Annotated in this window: 9 protein-coding genes; 4 read left to right on the forward strand and 5 right to left on the reverse strand. The window is 58.8% G+C overall.

What is annotated here, in order from left to right; translation table 11 throughout:
• Nucleotides 1-45: 45 nt before the first annotated feature.
• From glsA to WBG04_RS16050, 3 genes are all read right to left on the reverse strand, one after another.
• Nucleotides 46-1,884, reverse strand: a complete 1,839-nt coding sequence (glsA, locus tag WBG04_RS16040; RefSeq protein WP_424315501.1) for a glutaminase A — start codon at nucleotides 1,882-1,884, stop codon at nucleotides 46-48.
• A gap of 34 nt (nucleotides 1,885-1,918) precedes the next feature.
• Entirely contained in the window at nucleotides 1,919-8,974 is a 7,056-nt protein-coding gene (locus WBG04_RS16045; protein ID WP_424315503.1) for a lamin tail domain-containing protein, read from the reverse strand.
• A 145-nt stretch (nucleotides 8,975-9,119) separates the two neighbouring features.
• Nucleotides 9,120-12,476 carry a FecR domain-containing protein gene (locus WBG04_RS16050; RefSeq protein ID WP_424315505.1) on the reverse strand — a complete coding sequence of 1,119 codons (3,357 nt, stop codon included), beginning with the start codon at nucleotides 12,474-12,476 and terminating at the stop codon, nucleotides 9,120-9,122.
• Between the two features lie 226 nt (nucleotides 12,477-12,702).
• On the opposite strand from WBG04_RS16050, the gene WBG04_RS16055 reads away from it, so the two are divergent.
• On the forward strand, nucleotides 12,703-13,302 hold the full coding sequence (locus tag WBG04_RS16055) for a Pycsar system effector family protein (protein WP_424315507.1): 600 nt from the start codon (nucleotides 12,703-12,705) through the stop codon (nucleotides 13,300-13,302).
• A gap of 7 nt (nucleotides 13,303-13,309) precedes the next feature.
• Here the strand turns inward: WBG04_RS16055 and WBG04_RS16060 are convergent, their stop codons facing one another.
• Nucleotides 13,310-14,413, reverse strand: coding sequence for a hypothetical protein (locus WBG04_RS16060; RefSeq protein ID WP_424315509.1), 1,104 nt, complete (start codon nucleotides 14,411-14,413; stop codon nucleotides 13,310-13,312).
• Between the two features lie 363 nt (nucleotides 14,414-14,776).
• Here WBG04_RS16060 and WBG04_RS16065 point away from each other — a divergent pair, with 363 nt between their 5' ends.
• Both WBG04_RS16065 and WBG04_RS16070 read left to right on the forward strand, forming a co-directional pair.
• Nucleotides 14,777-14,923 carry a DUF1328 domain-containing protein gene (locus tag WBG04_RS16065; protein ID WP_424315511.1) on the forward strand — a complete coding sequence of 49 codons (147 nt, stop codon included), beginning with the start codon at nucleotides 14,777-14,779 and terminating at the stop codon, nucleotides 14,921-14,923.
• 20 nt (nucleotides 14,924-14,943) lie between these two features.
• Nucleotides 14,944-15,132, forward strand: a complete 189-nt coding sequence (locus tag WBG04_RS16070) for a hypothetical protein (RefSeq protein ID WP_424315513.1) — start codon at nucleotides 14,944-14,946, stop codon at nucleotides 15,130-15,132.
• A gap of 50 nt (nucleotides 15,133-15,182) precedes the next feature.
• Here the strand turns inward: WBG04_RS16070 and WBG04_RS16075 are convergent, their stop codons facing one another.
• A complete protein-coding gene (locus tag WBG04_RS16075) occupies nucleotides 15,183-16,235 on the reverse strand; it encodes a L,D-transpeptidase family protein (RefSeq protein WP_424315514.1) in 1,053 nt (350 codons plus the stop codon).
• 179 nt (nucleotides 16,236-16,414) lie between these two features.
• Here WBG04_RS16075 and WBG04_RS16080 point away from each other — a divergent pair, with 179 nt between their 5' ends.
• Nucleotides 16,415-18,091: a mechanosensitive ion channel domain-containing protein gene (locus WBG04_RS16080; protein ID WP_424315516.1), complete on the forward strand. Its 1,677-nt coding sequence runs from the start codon at nucleotides 16,415-16,417 to the stop codon at nucleotides 18,089-18,091.
• Nucleotides 18,092-18,353 lie beyond the last annotated feature (262 nt).

Raw genomic sequence — 18,353 nt, forward strand, 5'->3', positions numbered from 1 at the left:
AGGAAAGGTTCAGGCTTACAAGCAGGCCAGGCGGTTTCCCGTGGTCTAAGCATTGATCAGGGCAAGTTCATCGTTTGCCTCGCGCAGCCGGTCGGAGAGGATCTGGGAGAGATTGCCGAGGATCGTGTTGAGAAGCTCGGGACCGGATAACTGAAGATGATCGAAGGACTTCATCGAAAGCATCAGGGTCTCGACATCGCTGTCCGCCCTGATTTCAGCCGAACGTGGACTGTCATTGATCAACCCCATCTCACCAAAAGTCATCCCGGGTGAGAAGGTTGCGACCCGGCGTTCGTTTCCGGTTTCCGTCTCGATCCAGGCACTCGCCTTACCACGGAGAAGAAAGTGCATCCCATCCGGCGGATCACCGACCTTCATCAGGGAGTCACCATCCGAGAAGGTCATCCGCTCGGAGAGTTCCTCGATGACCTTCAGACTTTCAACATCAACACCTTTCATCAGCTGACACTGTCCAAGACCGACGGCTTCCGCACTGTGTCGACGCAGATTCAGCTCGTCGAGCAACACGTTCTCGGCCTCTTCGAGAGCCGCCGGCATATCGTCGTAGAATGAGACCTTCTGCCAGTCTTCGGGAAGACACTTATGAAGCACTTCCTTGAGCAGGGGAAGGCGTTCACATCGACAGATCGAGATCCGGCGCCCGGACTCCAGCCAGGTCGAAAAGGCCATGGCGAGAACGTTGGCGGCACTTTCATTCATGCCGGTGACCCGCGAGAAATCCATGACCATCTCCCTGACGTCCTCGTCGGTCACGGTGAACTCGCGCGAGGCGAACTCGGCGGTCCCGAAAAGCAGATCGCCCTGCAACTCCATCACCCGGATGGCTTCCCCTGACTCGCGCAGCGCGTCCATTTCCTCCGGCGACCGCAGACGGCTCGAGCGACTATGCGCACGACTGCCGACACGCCGGATGACCGAAGTGGTCAGCCGCGGCACCTGGAACATGTGCAGCCCGAACTGCCGCGTGATTTCGCGGCAGGTCTCGATTCCACGCACACTGTTGCCACAGGGATCGAGCCGCGGCGAGAACACGCCAATCCCGAGCTGCCCGGGCAGCACCGCCAGAATCCCTCCGGACACGCCGCTCTTCGCGGGCATACCGACGTTGTAAATCCATTCACCCGCAGCGTCATACATGCCGCAGGAACCCATCACACTGAGGACATTCTCGACATATTTCCGACTGACCGCCTGCTCACCCGTGCAGGGATTCACGCCGCCATTCGCCAGGGTCGCCGCCATGATGCCGAGGTCTCTGCAGGTCACGGAGATCGAGCACTGCATGAAGTAGGCTTCGAGCGTGGCATGCGGATCCTCTTCGAGGATTTCGAAATTCCTCAGCATGTATCCGATCGCGCGGTTGCGATGTCCGGTGCTGCTCTCCGAGCGATAGACCGAGTCCTCGATTTCCAAAGCGCGTCCGGCATGCTTCCCGAGCACCTCGACGATCCGGGCGATCTTCTGCTCGGTATCCTCACCGTTCACCAACGAGGTCGCAGTGATGGCCCCCGCATTGATCATCGGATTCTCCGGCTTCCCGGTTCCCGGTCGAAGACTGATCGCATTGAACGCCTCACCCGAAGGCTCCATCCAGATCTTCTCAAGAACCGCGTCCTTGCCTTTGTCCTCGAGGGCGATTCCGTAGACGAAGGGTTTCGAGATCGACTGAATCGTGAAGTCCTGATCGCAATCGCCGACCTGATAGATCTGGCCGTCCGCCGTAACCAGACAGATGCCGAACCATGCCGGATCCGCCTTTCCCAATTCGGGGATGTAGGTCGCCACTTCCCCGTCGTGGTTCTCTTTCAACTTTGCGTGGAGCGACTCGACAATTCGCTGGATGGGAGGCATAGGTGGTTTCATGAGTGTCTAAAGGCTCTTTCTCTAACAATATACTCTAAGGCCCGCTGGAAAGGCCGCGATCGTGGATGAGCTCAAGCCAGACAAAGCGGTTGCCATCCGCAGAAAACGGCTCGGTGTCAGTCACTAGAACGTAGCCAGACGAACTGACGTCCGCACTCGTCAGCTCGATGATCGTCCTCCCGCTCGATCGCACAAGATTGTCCGATCCCTTCACCACATAGCGAATTGCCGAGGCATCCGATCTCACATAGACTTCGAATTCCGGATAGACATTCTGCGAGAAGACCGCGGGCCGGCGAATCGGCGGGTTGTCCCCGCCGGCATCGAGATCACCATCCACGGCATACTCGACCAAGGCCACCAAACCATCGAAGTCCCGGTCGTCGGTGTCGCTGGATATGCCGTTGGCCTGCTTCCAGAAATCGTATTCCGACAGCGGTTCATAAGTGATCGAGAAACCATTGTTCCCAGCCGGAGTGATCAGGGAACTGGAAACCTCGATGGGCTCCGGTGTGGCATAGCCGGACACCGCATTGAAGGTGATGGTGAAGCTATCCCACGCCGGGTTGAAGGGAACCACCTGGTCGGAGGCGATGTTGCCAAAGCCTGCGCCGTAATTCGGCGTGATCGAATACCGTGCCGCCGACTGCACCGCACTGGGACTGATCGAAACCGACAGCGTGGTGAAACCACCGAGCGCCTCGAAGGTGACCAGCGACGAACTGCTGTCGAGGATATCGCCAAAGCCTGCGGCGGTGTCAGCGGCATCCTTGATCATGCGCGTGACGTCCAGATCGATCGCCCGGTAGACGGCCCGCTGCTGACCGGCGAGCAGGATCGCGGCCGGGTAGCGTTTGCCGGTGCCGGCGGGCTCGACGAAAAGGGCACTGCCGCTCGCTCCGGCATCCCCGAAGAGCTCGGTGGTATCGTAAAGTCTACCCGTGGAATCCAAAGCCTGGAGCGGCGCGCTGAAAGTCTTTTCAAACAGCATGCCCCTTTCCGGGTAGATCTGGCTGCGTTGTGGATAGCCGACCGCGTGCTTGTTCTCGGTTCCGGTCAGCCAGTTCTTCTCCGGGGTGCTCTGCAGGAAGTTCGCCGAACCACCGGTCCAGGTGGCCGCGTCAAAGTAGAGCACCGCGAAATCCGATTCCTGAATGTTCTCCGGAAGGTTTTCGACCGTCCCGGGAACCGAATCCGGCGCGATCAGCTTCGCGTAACTGGTACGATAAAGAATACCACGCGGGGAAACCGGCGGCGCCTGCTTCTCGCCCTGCTGCTGCCTCGAGAACCATTGCGCATTCGCCCAATTGAGGCCTTGCGGGTCGAAGAACAGGTGCGCGGCGGAAAGCACCACCGCATCCGCCACCACCGTGCCGGTTCCGCGACCAAGCGGTGTGCGGATCATGCCGACATACTGATAAGGATCGTCCTCAAGATCAGGTCCGACCACTTTCTCGAAGGTCTTGTTGCTGTCGTAATTACTAACCAAGCCGTAGTCGGACCAGTTGAGTCCCAGAGTGACGTTCTCACGAATCGTGATCACCCTCGATGCCGGGGTGACATAGCCCGGAAGAGGACGAAACTCGACAAGGTGGTCGCCAATCGGAAGGGTGGTTTGAATCACATCCTCGAACTCATCTCCGTTGTCCGCCACATTCCGCCAGACATTCTCCCCTCTGAGCCGCCAACTGAAGCCGGCTTCGGTTTCGGGAAAGGTCAGCGTGCCGGTCTTGCTGGCGGGAATCGGCAGGATCAGGCTGAAGTCCGCCACACTGTCACCCGCCAATGGAGCGGCCAGAGTGGTGATCACCTCGGTCGAACCGGGATAGCCAATGACTTCAACCTGGTAGGTCTCACCCGCGACGATGCCCGTGATCGTTTCGCCGCTACTGTGCCAGAGGAACTCCGACGAAAGCCGCCATTTGGCACTCGGCACGGGAAGGTTGACGGTAAAGGTATTGCCAACCGTCGACGGAAGTGCGGCAGGCACCACCTGCGGCAAGGTGACGGTGATGTCCACGGTATCGTAATTCACAATCCCGGCACTGTCCGTGACGGTCAGGGTTACGGTCGTCAACCCGACGGGGAAGCGCGCAGTGACATTGCTTCCGTTGGCACTGCCTCCCGGCCATGACCATTCATACGACACGATGGGGCCTTCCCGGTCGGACGAACCAACAGCATCAAGCGTGACCGGTTGCGAACCGAAAGGCTCGGTGACTTCGTCGGTGACGCCGTCGCGAACAAGGGTGTCGTCGACCGCCTGATCCTCGCCCGCGTCGGCCAGCGGCTCGAAGTTGGCATTCGGGTTGAGCCCTGCGAGATTACGATAGATATAAACCTTGCCGCTTTCCAGGCCAGCCGCGTTGAATGCCTTCTGACCGCCGACGATCAAATCCTGCCCGTCGTGATCCAGAGAGCCATCGATGTAACCCAGTTCCGGACGGCTTCCGAGATCGGGATCAATCAAGCGGTTCATCTCCAGATAGCCGGATGGCTGCCAAGCGGCACCATCGAAGAGATAGGTCGAAACACTTCCATTCCGGCCTTCAAAGCCGGAAGTCAAATCACCCCAAGCACCCACAGCCATCGTGTTTCCTAAGACCGAAATGCTCGACCCGAAGGTAGAGATCGTCGGCTCGATTCTCGACGTTTCCTGCCACACACTCGGCACGACTCCGGGTTCACTCGTCAGGGAATAGTGATACACCAAGTCCGCACCCCAGGCACCAATCATGATTTCCGTGTCGTTCATCCCGCTGGAATAGCCGTAGCGGTCGGTATTTGAAGGCGACCCGGAGTTGTCGCCTTCCAGCTTCGCCACGAAATCCCATCCTGTGGCCGTCTTCTGATACACGTGGGCCACTCCGGAGTTCAAACTGCCTTCATATCGATTGCTGGTGACCACCAGGTGATCCCCAGCGATCGCGACCGTCGTCCCGAAGCCGTCGACTGAAGATGGGTCGCTCGACGGAACTTCGATCTCCGCCGTCTGGATCCACTCGCCGTTGGTCAGGGTAAACACGAAGGCACGGCCCGGATTGCTGTTTGATGGCTCAGGCGCACCAACCAGCAGCGTGTCGCCGTCGAGCGCCATCGAGATACCGAAATCCCCGTCGGAGTTGAGACTCGTCCGTGGAAATCCCGTGGTGAGATCGACTGGAATCAAGGTGTCAACCGCCGACCAGCTATCACCAATCCGCCGGAAGACCACGACCTTGCCGCTGCCGGGCGTGACATCGCTCGTGGTCGAGGGAGCGCCGACAAAGGCCCATTCCCCATCAACGATCACCGAGGCGCCCTGCCGGAGTTCCTGAGGAAGACGCGTCTGCTGCCAGACATCGTTGACGTTCTCCGCGAGATAGGCGGCCCCGGCCTCCTCACCATTGATCTCCTTTCCGGGCGCTCCGATGAAAGCAACGCGATCGTCAATGGAGACGGCGGCTCCGAACAGATCGCCATTCGCGCCATCGGACGGAGGGACGATGTCCGGAGCAGGATTCTCCAACAGCATCTCAAAAGGAATCTCGATCTGCCGGGAAAGCCCGTTCTGATCCACCGCTTCCAGCGTGATCGGCTGACCGCGCGCGGCCTCGGTAAGGGTGATGATTCCGTTCTGACCGCTGAAGACACCGCCCGGCCAGCGCCACGTCCACGAAACGACCGGCGCATCGGACGAAATCACCGAGCCGTTCACCCTCAACCGGATCAGCCCATCATCGTCGCTGTCCACCGCAACCACCGGCTCGCCACCACTGATGATCGGTGGCTGTACGATGTCCACCGTAATATTATCTTTTGAAACCCCGCCTCGCCCGTCGGTCAGGACAAGCTGGACCGATGTCACCGATGGATCGAGATTCACGAAAGTTCGCAGCCCGGTTGCCACTCTGGTTTCTGATCCGACTTCCCAGGTCCATACGGCGTTGAGATTCTCGGCGCCGTCGGGATGCACAGACGCACCTCCGTTTAGGAAAACCCTGACCGGCAGGCCGTTGAAACTGGTGGTCGAGATATCCGGACCGGCGTCGGCTTCCGCTTCGATGGCGACCCGCAGATACCGGGTGTTGGGCTCCATCACCACACGGACCTTGTCTTGAATCTTGTCGATGATCGCGATCCGGTTCGAATCATAATCGGTCGCCTTGGTGTTCAGGTTCAGGGTCAAGTCATCCACTGGCGGGCGCCTTCTCAGAATCGTCGATTCCGCCCAAGCCTTCGCCGGTTCGCGGGTGAAGAACGCGAAGGTTCCATCATCGTCATAGGCAACGATCGAGTCACCGTCGCTGTCGAGATGATATCCGATGCCGAACCTGAAATCAGCAAAGACGAACGGAATCTCGGTTTGATCCCACGACGAGACGGTCTCCTCAATGAGGACATAAGCGAGCGGGGCCGTGGACAAGGCGAGAACGACTCCATTCTCCACATCGACCGGCTTGAACTGGAAGCCGGACAAAGAGGTCGGTGCGTTGGGATCGATGAGGATCGTCGTCTCAAATCCCCAGATTCCTCCGTTCCGACGAAAGACATCCAGCTCTCCTCGTTCGGAACCAAACAATTCGATCCGCCGGTTGACGACGATCAGGTCGCCATCGATCGCAAGGTGGCTGCCGTAGCGGCTGTTCGCCGCCAGCCCGCCCGTCGGCTGCAACTCACCGGCATTTGTCCACGTGTCTCCACTCCAGTCAAAAACGTACACTTGTCCCGCATCCGTTCCGTTCACGTCGCTATTGCCGTCACCCATGACCACCGTGTCCGGCGTGAACGCGATCGACTTCGCCAGGCCGTCCACCGTTGGCAAGTTCCCGGAGATCACCACGTTCGACGCCACCCATTGACTGCCGTTCCAACGGTGGATCTTGAAGCCGGTTAAATTCGTAAAATCTCCACTGACGATCGTGTCCGCATCGACCAGCGCGTAATCGGGTCCGGCAGGAACGAATGAGGTGTCGCTCCAAATTCCACCGGACAGGCGATAGACCTTTTCCTCACTCGGTGTCGAGTTGGTGACCAGCAGCGTATCACCGGCCAGTAAGGCTTCTTCAACGGTATCCGCAATTCCGTCAAGGTCTTCAAAGAGTGCGGTTTCCTTGCGGAGGACCGTCACGTTCAGCGTATCGGTCGCCATATCGTTCGCCCCGTCGCTAACCGTCAGGAGGACTGTTTCCGGCGTGTCGTTCGCCGGGAAAAGTACGTCGACGATCTCCCCGCTGGCGCTTCCTCCGTTCCAAGTCCACTCCCACGAAAGGATTTCACCCGTGGCCGGCTGCGAACCGCTGCCATCCAAGCGCACCAGCACCACCTCGTCGCCATCGTTGTCCGCGATTTCGATATCAGTCCCGACAACGGCCGAAGGACCAAGCTCGTAGAGCGCCGTGATCGTGAGGTCACTGGAGACGTTCGAAAAATCGGTATCCCAACCCGTAAAACGCCAACCGGGATCGGAGGTGATGACCGGAGCGACGACAGGATTGAGAGCGCTGACAATCTGGCTCAACCCTCCCCCTCCCGTGCGGGTTCCGTGAAGACCTTCGTCGAAGGTCACGGTGAAAGTCTCGACGACATACTGAGCCGTCACCGCCATCGGCCCGAAGACATTCGAAAAATCGAGATTCCAGCCAGCGAAGAGCCAAGCCGGTTCGACATCAAAGGTAGGAGCCACCGCTGCAGTCCCTGCGTTGACCCTCTGAATGACGTCGCCACCCGTCAGGGTCCCGAGCTCACCCAGATCGAAATAGACGTAGTACTGCGGCGGGGACACCGTGATCGCCGTCTGGTCGGGACCTTCCGTCCCGGGTGAACCGAAATCGATGTTGGTTGGATCATAGCCGAGTTCCGTTGAAGTGGCCTTTGACCACGCCGGGAACTCGGAATTGTCGTCATCGATGCCGCCATTGAACACGAGCGCCACCCCGTTGTAGCTGGAGTCAGGGAAGAAGGTGCTGAAGACGAAATTAACGAAATCCACCTCAACCCCCTTTTCATCAACGAGCTGCAGTCCGCTCCCTCCGAAAGTAAAGTCGTAGTCATCGTAATCGTAGTCCGCGCTTGTGCCGGAGACGAGCGTACCTCCGAGATCCGCCGTCTGACCGAGGAGGGCGTAGGTTCCCGGCGCGACGACCACTGAAGACCCAATGGTGTGGGCTTGGGTTGAGGTGGTCTTGCGGATGCTCCAGCCGTTGAGATCCACACTTCCGGGTCCGGCATTGAAAATCTCGATATATTGCCCGATGGAATTTCCCGATCCATCGGGAGCCATCATGAACTCCGTGATGACGACTTTCCCGCCTGGCGTCGAGGGAAGCCCGTCCGTCGAGGCGAGATAGTTGCGGAAGATGCTGCCGGTTTCCGTCCCCCCAAGCAATTCGTCCTGCGGGTCCACGTTGGGGTCCGCCGTGCCTCCGTTCCAAAAAGCGACGGAACCTCCCGGTGCGGCGAAGTCGGTGAAGAGGATCTTGCCGGTGCCCCGGGGATCACCCAGTGAGGCCAGCTCGACGGTGCCTGCCGAAGTGTTTGGCTCAGCGACATCGTAGCCGCCGGAAAAGTCACGGAAGTTGATCCCGGTAAAGGTCTGACCCCGGAAATCGCCATAAGGACCATTGATGATGGGATGATCCACCTCGGGAATCACCCAGGTATCGACGCTTACAAAGTAGTCCGCCGTCGACGACGAACCAACGAGCGACGCCATCGCGCCATCGGCCGGGTGAGCGGTCACATCATTGCCGGTCACCAGCAGGTGTCCGCCGCCATTGACGTAGTTTTCGAGACTCGTGGCCACATTCGCCGGAATAACCGAGCCGGCGGACTGAAAACCCGTTTCCGAGTAAACCACGACGTCGAAGCTGCTGAGGAAGGTCGCATCGAGCAGATTGGCATAGGCATTGTCGTATTCCTCCTCGCGAAGGGTCACATCATAGCCTTCCTCACGAAGCTCGGCCGCCAGCTGGCGAAAGCCCTGCTGATCGCTGATCAGGAGAATCTGGGCGCTGGAGGTCGCGATGAGAGCGAGGATCAACCCGGCAATCAGGAAAAACTGCTCTAGGAAATGATCCTTGCCATGACGGATATTGTCCGGGGTTTTCATTGGAGAATTCGAATGACAAGTTGAGGACATCATGGCCTAAGGCGTCACGGAGGACATGGCAAAAGAACGGATCGGGCGTAATGGGCTGGAACCCAACCCGAAACAACTCATTCTGGAAAAGCTTCTCCTGTTCTGCATCCGCAAACTAAAAGTCCAGCCTCGCTTCCACAAAGAACGTCCGCTCCCGTGGCTGCTCAGCCTGTGTGATCAATGGGTTGAATTGGTAGTCTTGGTCCGTGAAATTCAGAATGCCCACTTCAAGTGACCCCCGGTTGTTGAAGAAACGGCGGCCAAGCGAGACATCGAACTGGGTCCAGCAGTCTCCGGGCTGGGCGACGGTGTATCCGACGTTGTCCTGCGACAGCATTCGCCCGCTCAGCTGCCCGAACCAACCGTTCGGGTGATTCCAGATCAGATAGGCCTCGAGATCATGGAGGTCGGTTTCTCCCGTCGGGGAGAAGCCAACTAGATCGCTTTCCAACTCGGCATGAGTGAAGGTGTAGCGGGCACCAACGGCCCATTGATCGCCGATCAGCTGGTTCACATGCGCCGTCATCCCCCATTCGCTGTAGTCCAGATTTTCCCGAATCGAGATGATCTCGGCATTCGGAATCGGAAAAACACCGATCGCCCGCTCTGCTTCCGCCGTTCTCTGGAAGCCCTCCAGACCGAGGTAGGTTCGGCAGGGAAGCTCCCAATCGAAACTGATGCCGGCGGTGTCAAAGAGCGGCGCCGGCAAGCCTCCGACCTCCGATTCATTGATCAGCGTCCGGAAGGATTGCGTGAAACCAGCCACCTGCGTCGGCTCGAGGCGCACACTTTCGTCAAAGGTCACGCCGCCCAGCGATCGGGTGTAGCCGAGCCGCATCGTGAATGCATCGACCGGGCTCCAGACGATCCCCGACTTTGGCAGGATTTCGGTCTGGCTTTCGCTGATGTCGGAGACCGGCGCGAGGCTCGTGTTCAGCGGAAACTCCTGATGATCGAAGGCGAGGCCCGCCGTGACCCAGAGCCGGGGAATGATTTCACGGGTGTAGTAGGTGTAGGCGACAAATCGCTGGTAGCCGGGCGATGCCGTGACAACATAAGGATCGCCCGGATAGATGAAGCCAAACTGCGGATTACTGAAGATATTGGTGGTCGGGAATTGCCCTCCATCGAAACGAGCACCGACAATCAGCGTGTCGTTCTCATCATTCCAAATGTGCTGAAGCTCACCGAAGTAGACTTCGGTTTCCCGCACTTGACTCAGGTCATTGGTAAACGCCGTGGGCGGACCCAGTGGGTTCGTGAAACGCGCAATCGAAGTGACGTCGCGATTGCTGATCTCCAGACGGTCTGTCAACACCCCGCCGAGCGCCAGCGTACGGCTGCCGGGCGACCATTCGTGTTGGTAGCCGACGATGGCAACCGGCGCCTGCTTCTGCTCCACGCGGAAATCAGGGTCGTAGGTCGTTTGGTCGTAGAGTTGCCGTAGGTCGCCACTGCTCGACTTCTGGAACTTGAAGTTGAAATAGAGACTGTCGCGCTCCGTGAGCGCATGCTTGAGCTGAAGGTATCCGGTGTAGCGCTCGACATCCTGATTGGGGCGGAAGCCGTCGGCATTGAAGGTATCGTAATCGAGGGCGACACTTGTCTGCCCGAAGCTGGCCTGAAGGGTCCCCGAGGTCAGCAACTCGCCATCACCGCGGTAGAGCGTGCGATTGGTGATGCGATAGGGTCTGACCGGAAAGAGCGCGGTGTATTCCTGCTGCGAGATGTTCTGCGGCAGCAGATCGGTGCCTGCCGGAGAAAGCAGGTTGGCAATGAGAAGCTCGTTGAACCATGGGGTCTCGTTGCGCAGCGAGACACGTCGGGGATCGCGGACGCTGTTGATGCTGTTGGAGAGGAAGAGGTGCGCGGAGGGATTGAGATAGTCGCTGACCACCGAACGACGCGCCTCTTCGAGACTCGTTTCAATCATGCCCACGTTCTCGTAAAGCGACGCCAGATTCGCCTCGCGAACCGAGCGGTCCTTATCGAGCAGGAAATCCGACCGGTAGACCGCGCGGTTGCCATTCAGTTCGATAGCTTCCTCCAGATTCTCGACGGCGGCATTGTAACGATAGGTCCTCTGATCGAAGAGGGCCTGATAGAAGGGCGCGGTCGGATCGCCGGGATCGAGACTCCTCGCCAGCCGGAACTCATTCGCGGCGCGCTCATTCAGATGAGCCTCGGCAAACGCCTTGCCAAGATAGCTCCTGAGAAAACTCCGATTGGGTTCCAGCGCCGCGGCGATGGTGATGGCTCGCAATGCCTGCCGGGGGTCATCGGATTGATAGAATGCCAGTCCCCGCCCCAGCCAGGCGTTCGCCAATGCCGGATCGATCTCGATCGCCGCGGAAAAATACTGCTGCGCCTCCGCAATCCGATTGAGCGACATCTCGAGATAACCCTTGAGGGAAATCGCCTGGGCATTCTTCGGGGTCAGCTCCAAAGCCCGGTTGATGGCCTCGATCGCCTGCTCATTCCGCCCGAAACTGAATTCCAGATCCGCGACCCGAGCCCAAGCGAATCCAAACTCCGGCGCGATCGCGGTTGCCTCGCGCGCCGCCTCAAGCGCTCCCTCCAGATCCGTCTGCGATTGCAAGGCATAGGACCTCGCGAGAAGCCCTGCAGGCGTGGCAGGCAAATCCATTTCACCAAGCTCTGCAGCAGGAGTCTTCACCACATCAATCAAACCCCGCAGAGCCTTCGAGATCTCACCCTGACCTCCCCGGGCAAGATCCGCCTCAACCGCATCGATCCGTCCACTGGCAAGCTTGACCACTGCCGAAAACCGGAACTGCTCCGCCGCCGAGGGATTGCCGGGAAGCAACTCAAGCGCTTCAAGAAGATCACCTTGGGCGTAGGCCGCCACCGATCGCTTCCATGCCCCTCCAAGCCCTGAAAACTGACTGGCGTCGACGATGCCCGGGTAATAAAGAAACCACTGGATCCGATCGGACGCATCGAGCATCGCCGTCTTGCGTGGTGCGCGGCCAGGCGAGACGATCCCCTGCTCGCCGCTGACCAGGTCAATCGCACCCAGCGCGTTGCGGAGTTCAACCGCGCCATCAAACAGCGACACCGTCGTTTCGCCGTTACGCCCGACTTCGACAACGAATTCCGTCCCGCGAATATTCAGACTCGCAGTCGGGGTCTCGATGTTCGCCTCCTGCTCGCTGCGACTGAAAAAATAGGCGACCCCACTTGCGAAATCGATCCGGCTCTTTCCCTCAGGGCGATCCTTCGGCGGTGGCTGAAGCCGCAAACTGGTGTACTCGCTGACCCTGAGCAATCCGCCCGTCGACAATTCCAGCGTCGCCTGGCTGAGCTCCCCGGTCCGGATCTGCTCCGACCACTTCAGTTGATCCCCGGTTTTCGCGGAGACCCACGCCGTCTTCGCCGGCGACCGATCGACCTGATTCTCGACCACCACGAACTTTCCCCCTTCCTCCCCCTGGGCAAGCCCGGCATCCACGAAAATACCAAGCAATCCGAACAACAGCCATCGCCCGCATGCCCTGCGGAATTCCCAAACATTTCCAAGCTCCCCTACAAGACCTTCAAAAAATTGTGTCCATCTTGAGCCGTAATTCATCCAAATCGTTCATTGTCAGGCATCTTGACTGCTAGCATGCATCGCCGAACCCGCGCCACGCCAAGCAGGCATTCGCAGCAGAAAGCAGACCAGTCATAGAATTCCCATGCTCCAGCACCCCGATCCAGCCGAAGAAAGCTCCGCAGACCCCAAGGCATTCAAGATCAACCCACGAGCGGAATCGGTGACGGACGTGGTTTTCCTCAGCGTCGTCCACACCCACGTCAACTTCACCTTCATCTCCGACCACAAGGCCTACGTGATGATCTACGTGAATTCGATGATCATCGGCGCCCTGACAACCATCCTCCTGCCGCGGCTTTCGGAGCATCCCGAGCTGACGATCCCCGCCATGCTGATGCTGATCACATGCTTCGTATCGCTGAGCTACAGCGTGCTGGCCATCCGACCCCAGATCGGGACCGGCCTCACCAGCCGGGACATGGTCCGGAATCGTGAAGCAAACCTCCTCTACTTCGGCAATTTCCACAAGATGTCCCTCGAGGACTTCCAGTGGTCGGTCCAGCAGGTATTCAAGGACGACGATCACCTGTCTCTCAACATGGTTCGTGACCTCTACTTTCTGGGAAAGGCTCTCGGCGTCAAATACAAGCAGGTGCGGACGAGCTACAACATCTTCCTCTTCGGCATGCTCCTGACGGTTCTGATCTTCGTGGTGAGCGTCTTCAACGAACTAAACCCCTGAATGCAGATCACTCAGGAACCGCCGGCTGACTCACGAAGCCTTGCAGCCTGTCACGCATCAAGCGCAGCCAGTCAAGCCGCGTGACGAAGCGATCGTCCGCGAGCCACCGCTCGACCTGCGACAAGGCGGCTTGATCCCGTCTTCTTCGTTCGGCTCCGTCCGGAATGATCGTCGTGGTGAGCAAATTACTAGAGACCATGTAGTTCGCATTGGGAAAGATCTGCGCGAAGACATCCAGCTGTTCGACACTGCGCTCCGGATCCAGCAAAAATTCCTCCACCTGCTGCCGTTGCTCCGGTTCCGACAAGTCGGCTCGCGCCACCATCTGGGCATGCATCGCATCGCTCCCATCAAGGAGTTCGGCCGACTCATCCAAGGCCGCGATCATCTCCGCGGGAGACGCCACGACGAGGCGGTCCATCGTCAGAAAAGCGGCATGCCGGACAGCCCCCGCATTGCCTGAAGGATCCGCCAGCATTTCCGCCAAGCGAGGAGTCAATTCGACCGCCCTCGCATGCACGACCACATCGAAGGCTTCCAGAAATCCCACGCTCGGCTCCTTCATCCACGATTCCACCCCAATCATCTGCTCCCATTTCCCGATCAGATAGTCCGACGATTCCTCCAGATCCGGATGGGCCCACGCATAGTTCCGCAGGCACAGCGCCCACTCGTCCGGGTGGGTCGGCTCGGACAGGATCTGCTCGGCCACCTCGCCCGCACGCTGTTTGTCGAGTTGACCCAACCAATCGATCAAGGCAACCCGCAGACTCGTCGGCTGGTCGAGCTTCCCGCCTTCACCAATCGCAAACGACATGCCGGTCGCCGCGTTCCCGCTCGAATCGGAAAGAAAGTCCGCGATCACCTCGACCGCGTCCTCTCTGGGCATCGAGAACAAAGCTTCCTTCAACTCGGAAAGGATCGCCGCTGACTCTCCCGGATTCTCCGCTCCCGATAGCCCGACCAGCGCCGCATTCAACAAGCCCTCGACCTCTTTTGTTCCGTCCCGATCCTGCATCCCTTCAGTGACTCCAAGCTGCCGGTCATCGTCGGTTGCGGCCTGGCGCGAGACCAGCAGCGCCACCAGCAAGAGGACCATGATGGCAGCCATCCAAGCGATGGATCTTTTCTTCAAACGACCTCTAGATGGGAATCATCGATCAGTTCGACAAGCCTCAATCCAGATTTCGACCCAAGCCTTGCCTCCAAGCTCCCGTCATCTCCCATGAGAAGACCCTTCAGAATGACTCGAGGTTCGATCCCACGATTGCAAGCGGCCTGACTACCCCTGAAGAAGCCGGATTGATCCGACTCCGGGTAGATGTAGCTCAGGCGGTCACGAAAGCGGGAGAGTCCCCCGTCCCATCGACCCCTTTGGATGGTTCTTGAATTCATTCCGGGTTTTTGTTTAATCGCAAATGCCCGAATGGAGATCGCCAACCATTGGGACTCAATCCCCAACCCTATAGATCCCATGCTCGACTGGACCCTAATCTTTCTCGTAATTGCCATCATCGCCGCCGTCCTCGGATTCTCCGGCATCGCCGGCCAGGCGGCCAGCATCGCCAAGATCCTGTTCATTGTCTTCCTGATCGTCTGGGTGGTGACTCGAATCCTCTAGCAGGATCGATTCACCGGCGGATGCAACCGAACGTGGAGGAAACCAAATTCATCAACGAACAGGATCAGATCGTGGTGAAATCCCGCGGCAATCACGGCCCGGCGACCGTCCAACTCTTTGACAGCAAGACCGGTCGTCAGGAGGGCAAGGTGATGGCCTATGAGATCACCGACGATCAGCCCCTCTGGGCCGCCGGCATGGGTCAGTGATCGCCATCCAATCCGAACAGGCGGTGGTCGCCCTTGAAAGACCTGGCTCCCTACTGCTTCGAAGCATCCGGAGCTTTGGGTTTACCCGCACTGACCACGTGGAAATCCTCGTCGATCCGGGTGTCGACCGTCATCTCTTCGGGTGTCGTCACGACCAGCATCCCTGGCCCGGCGAGTTGATGGATCCGTTGGGCGAAACCAAGCGGCATCACCAGATTCGCTTTAATCTTCGCCGCTAGATTGGAGGCGTCTTTCTTCCCCGAGGTGCTGAGTGTCGCCCAGTGGGTGGCTGGCGGTTCCGGATTGACGAGGACTGCCGAAGAAGCGGTTTTCTTTCCGTCCTTCTCGGGGGCGCTCTCCACCTTGTCCTCAAGCATAAGCATGACAGCAGTCGGAAGTTCGATCGAAGGATCATTCAACTTGAGTGGCGCGCTTCCGATCAGCACACCACCGCGGAAGATCTCCACCTTTTCGTGTTTGCCACTGATGAACATCGTGACACTCCCCAATCGACTCAATTCGGGCTTCCACATCACCGAGTCGTCCAACTCATCAAGCTCCCCATCCTCGATCGCCTTCTCTTCCAAGCCCAGAAGGGCGGCTGCCGGCTCGGTTCCCTGATGGGGAGGATGGCCCTTCTGAGTGATCACTACGGTGGTGCCCTTATGAGTCACCTCGAAGAGCTTCTTCGCAAAACTATAGGGCAGGTGCACGCACCCGTGGGACGAGGGATAACCGGGAAGCCCACCGGCATGAAGCGCAATTCCAGACCAGGTCAGACGTTCCGAAAACGGCATGGATGCATTGTTGTAGGTGCTCGAGTGATGGTCCGCATCCTTGTTGAGGATTTGAAAAATCCCGGTCGGTGTCCGATGTCCCGGCTTGCCCGTGCTGACCGGCGTTTTTCCGATCTCCACGCCATTGCGGAAGACGAGCGCTTGCTGATCATCCAAATCGACCACGATCAATACCGGCCCGCTCGTTGATTTTTCAGGATCCCATTCATACTCTGCCTCCCAGTTGTCCGGAATATAGGCGGAGGCAAGAGAGGCAGGCAGCAAACCGAGGGCAACGAATGATGAGAGAAAACGACGGCGGAACATGATGAGGAAGGAAACGAGTTAAATGATCGGCAAAGCCTAGAGAGGAGAACGGGAGGTGCAAGAATTGTTGAAATATCATCGGGATTTGCCCTGAAGCCGGCTCCGACTCCAGCCCGCTTGGCCGCTACTAAATCGAGCGAATTCTTGATGCCAGCCCCTCTTTTTTGGTTGCCTCTGCCATGCGAGTCTCCAGTGCCTTACCCTTCCTGCTTGTTGCGATCATTGCCTTGGCTCATCCGGCAATGGCACAGAGTCAGATTGCAGCTCCGCCCGAAAAGACAGCGCCCCTGGGAGCCACACCCGAAGCCGCATCGCCTCCCGAGCCCGAGGTTTCACCCGCAGCAGTGACTCCGGCCAGCCCTCTCGTCTGGTGGAATCGTGAGATCACCACCTTCCGCTCCACCACCGCCCAGCTCAGCCCCGAGGCACGCACGGTGGACGCCAAGGAAAAGTTCGATCAGTTCTCCGATCAGCTTCTCGAGTCGCCGATCACGACCGAAACTGCAGAGGTCGATGGTGAAGAGACTACCCGCTTTCTCGTCGGCGACGAATACCTCTTCTCCCTACTCGCATCCGACCTCGACGAACTTGCCGGTCAGTCGCTAAAGGAGGAAAGCCAACAGATCGCTTCCAGAATGGAGGAGATCCGCCAGGCTCGCCTCGAGCAGGGTTCGGCGGAAGCCATCGCCAAAGGGGTCACCAAAGCGGTTGTCGCCACCGTCATCTTCATTGCAGCCCTGTTCGTCTTGCGAATGGTCAGCGGCAGACTCGCACTTTTCGTCGAAAGACGGATCAGAAGCTGGAAGCGTCTCAGACTCGCCCGCACTGACCTCAGGCCTCACTTCGGACTTCTCGGCAAGCAGTTCATCCGGGTGTTGTTCTTCCTGTTCGGCTTCTACCTCTTCTGCATCTGGGTCGCCTTCGCCTTCAACCAGTTCCCACTCACTGAACCTCTCGGCGCCGCCTTTACCGAACACCTGAAGTCCTTTGCAACAGGCATCTTGAAGACCATGGTGGCCGCCATTCCCGGACTCGCGACAGCTGCGCTGATCCTCTTCGTCACCCGCTGGCTGGCCAACCTCATCGATCGCGTCGTCCGCAGCATGGGCGATGACAGTGACTCTGGAGTTCTCGCGAACGATGCGGCGAAAGCCACCCGCCGGATCTCCGTTGCCTGCGTCTGGATCATCGGCGTCGTCCTCGCCTATCCCTACCTCCCCGGTTCGGGAAGCGATGCCTTCAAAGGGATCAGTGTCCTCCTTGGCCTGATGGTCTCACTCGGCTCTTCCGGGATGATCAATCAGGTGATGAGCGGCTTCGTACTGCTCTACTCCGGCTCCGTTCGCACCGGTGAATACATCAAGGTCGGCGAAATCGAGGGCACCATCACCGAAATGGGCATCCTCGCCTGCAAGGTTCTCACCCCGCCCGGAGAGTTTCTGATCATCCCGAATGCGGTGATGATCACCAACCCGACCACCAACTACTCCCGCCTCAAGAAGGACACCGGCGTCCCAATCAGCTCGGTCGTCACCATCGGCTACGATGCCCCCTGGCGGCAGGTCCACGAACTCCTGATTGCCGCCGCGAACGAGACTCAAGGCATCGTCGCAAGCCCGGAACCCAGGGTGCTCCAGAAGGCCCTTTCCGACTGGTATGCCGAATACACCCTGACCATCTACGCTGCGGAGCCGCAGGGGCGGGGTGCGATTCTCTCCGAGCTCAACGGCCACATCCAGGACGCCTTCAACGAGGCCGGCATCCAGATCATGTCCCCACACTACCAGAAGGACCCTCCCCAGCCCATGGTCATCCCGAAAGACCGTTGGTTCCCCTCATCGCCCGGAAAGGAATAGCCGCGGAGAGCGGAGATCCACCACCAACAGCCTACGGAGCGATCGGACCTGAAAGAATCGATTCCTTCAGGGCAACTTGGGACCATGATCGCGCGAATGGGTGGGATCCTGGAAACGCTGCCCTCAGTCCAAGTCGAGTTCATTACCCCGTCACGACGTCCGGCCTGACCTCTGGCGAATTGCATAAAAGTAATTCGAATCATCCTCTCCATCCTGATCCGGATCCTGCCTGGCCTGACCGCCCTGCCGAGACCCGCGGAAC

Origin of the sequence: Haloferula sp., assembly GCF_049672945.1 — a bacterium.
Classification (GTDB): domain Bacteria; phylum Verrucomicrobiota; class Verrucomicrobiia; order Verrucomicrobiales; family Akkermansiaceae; genus Haloferula.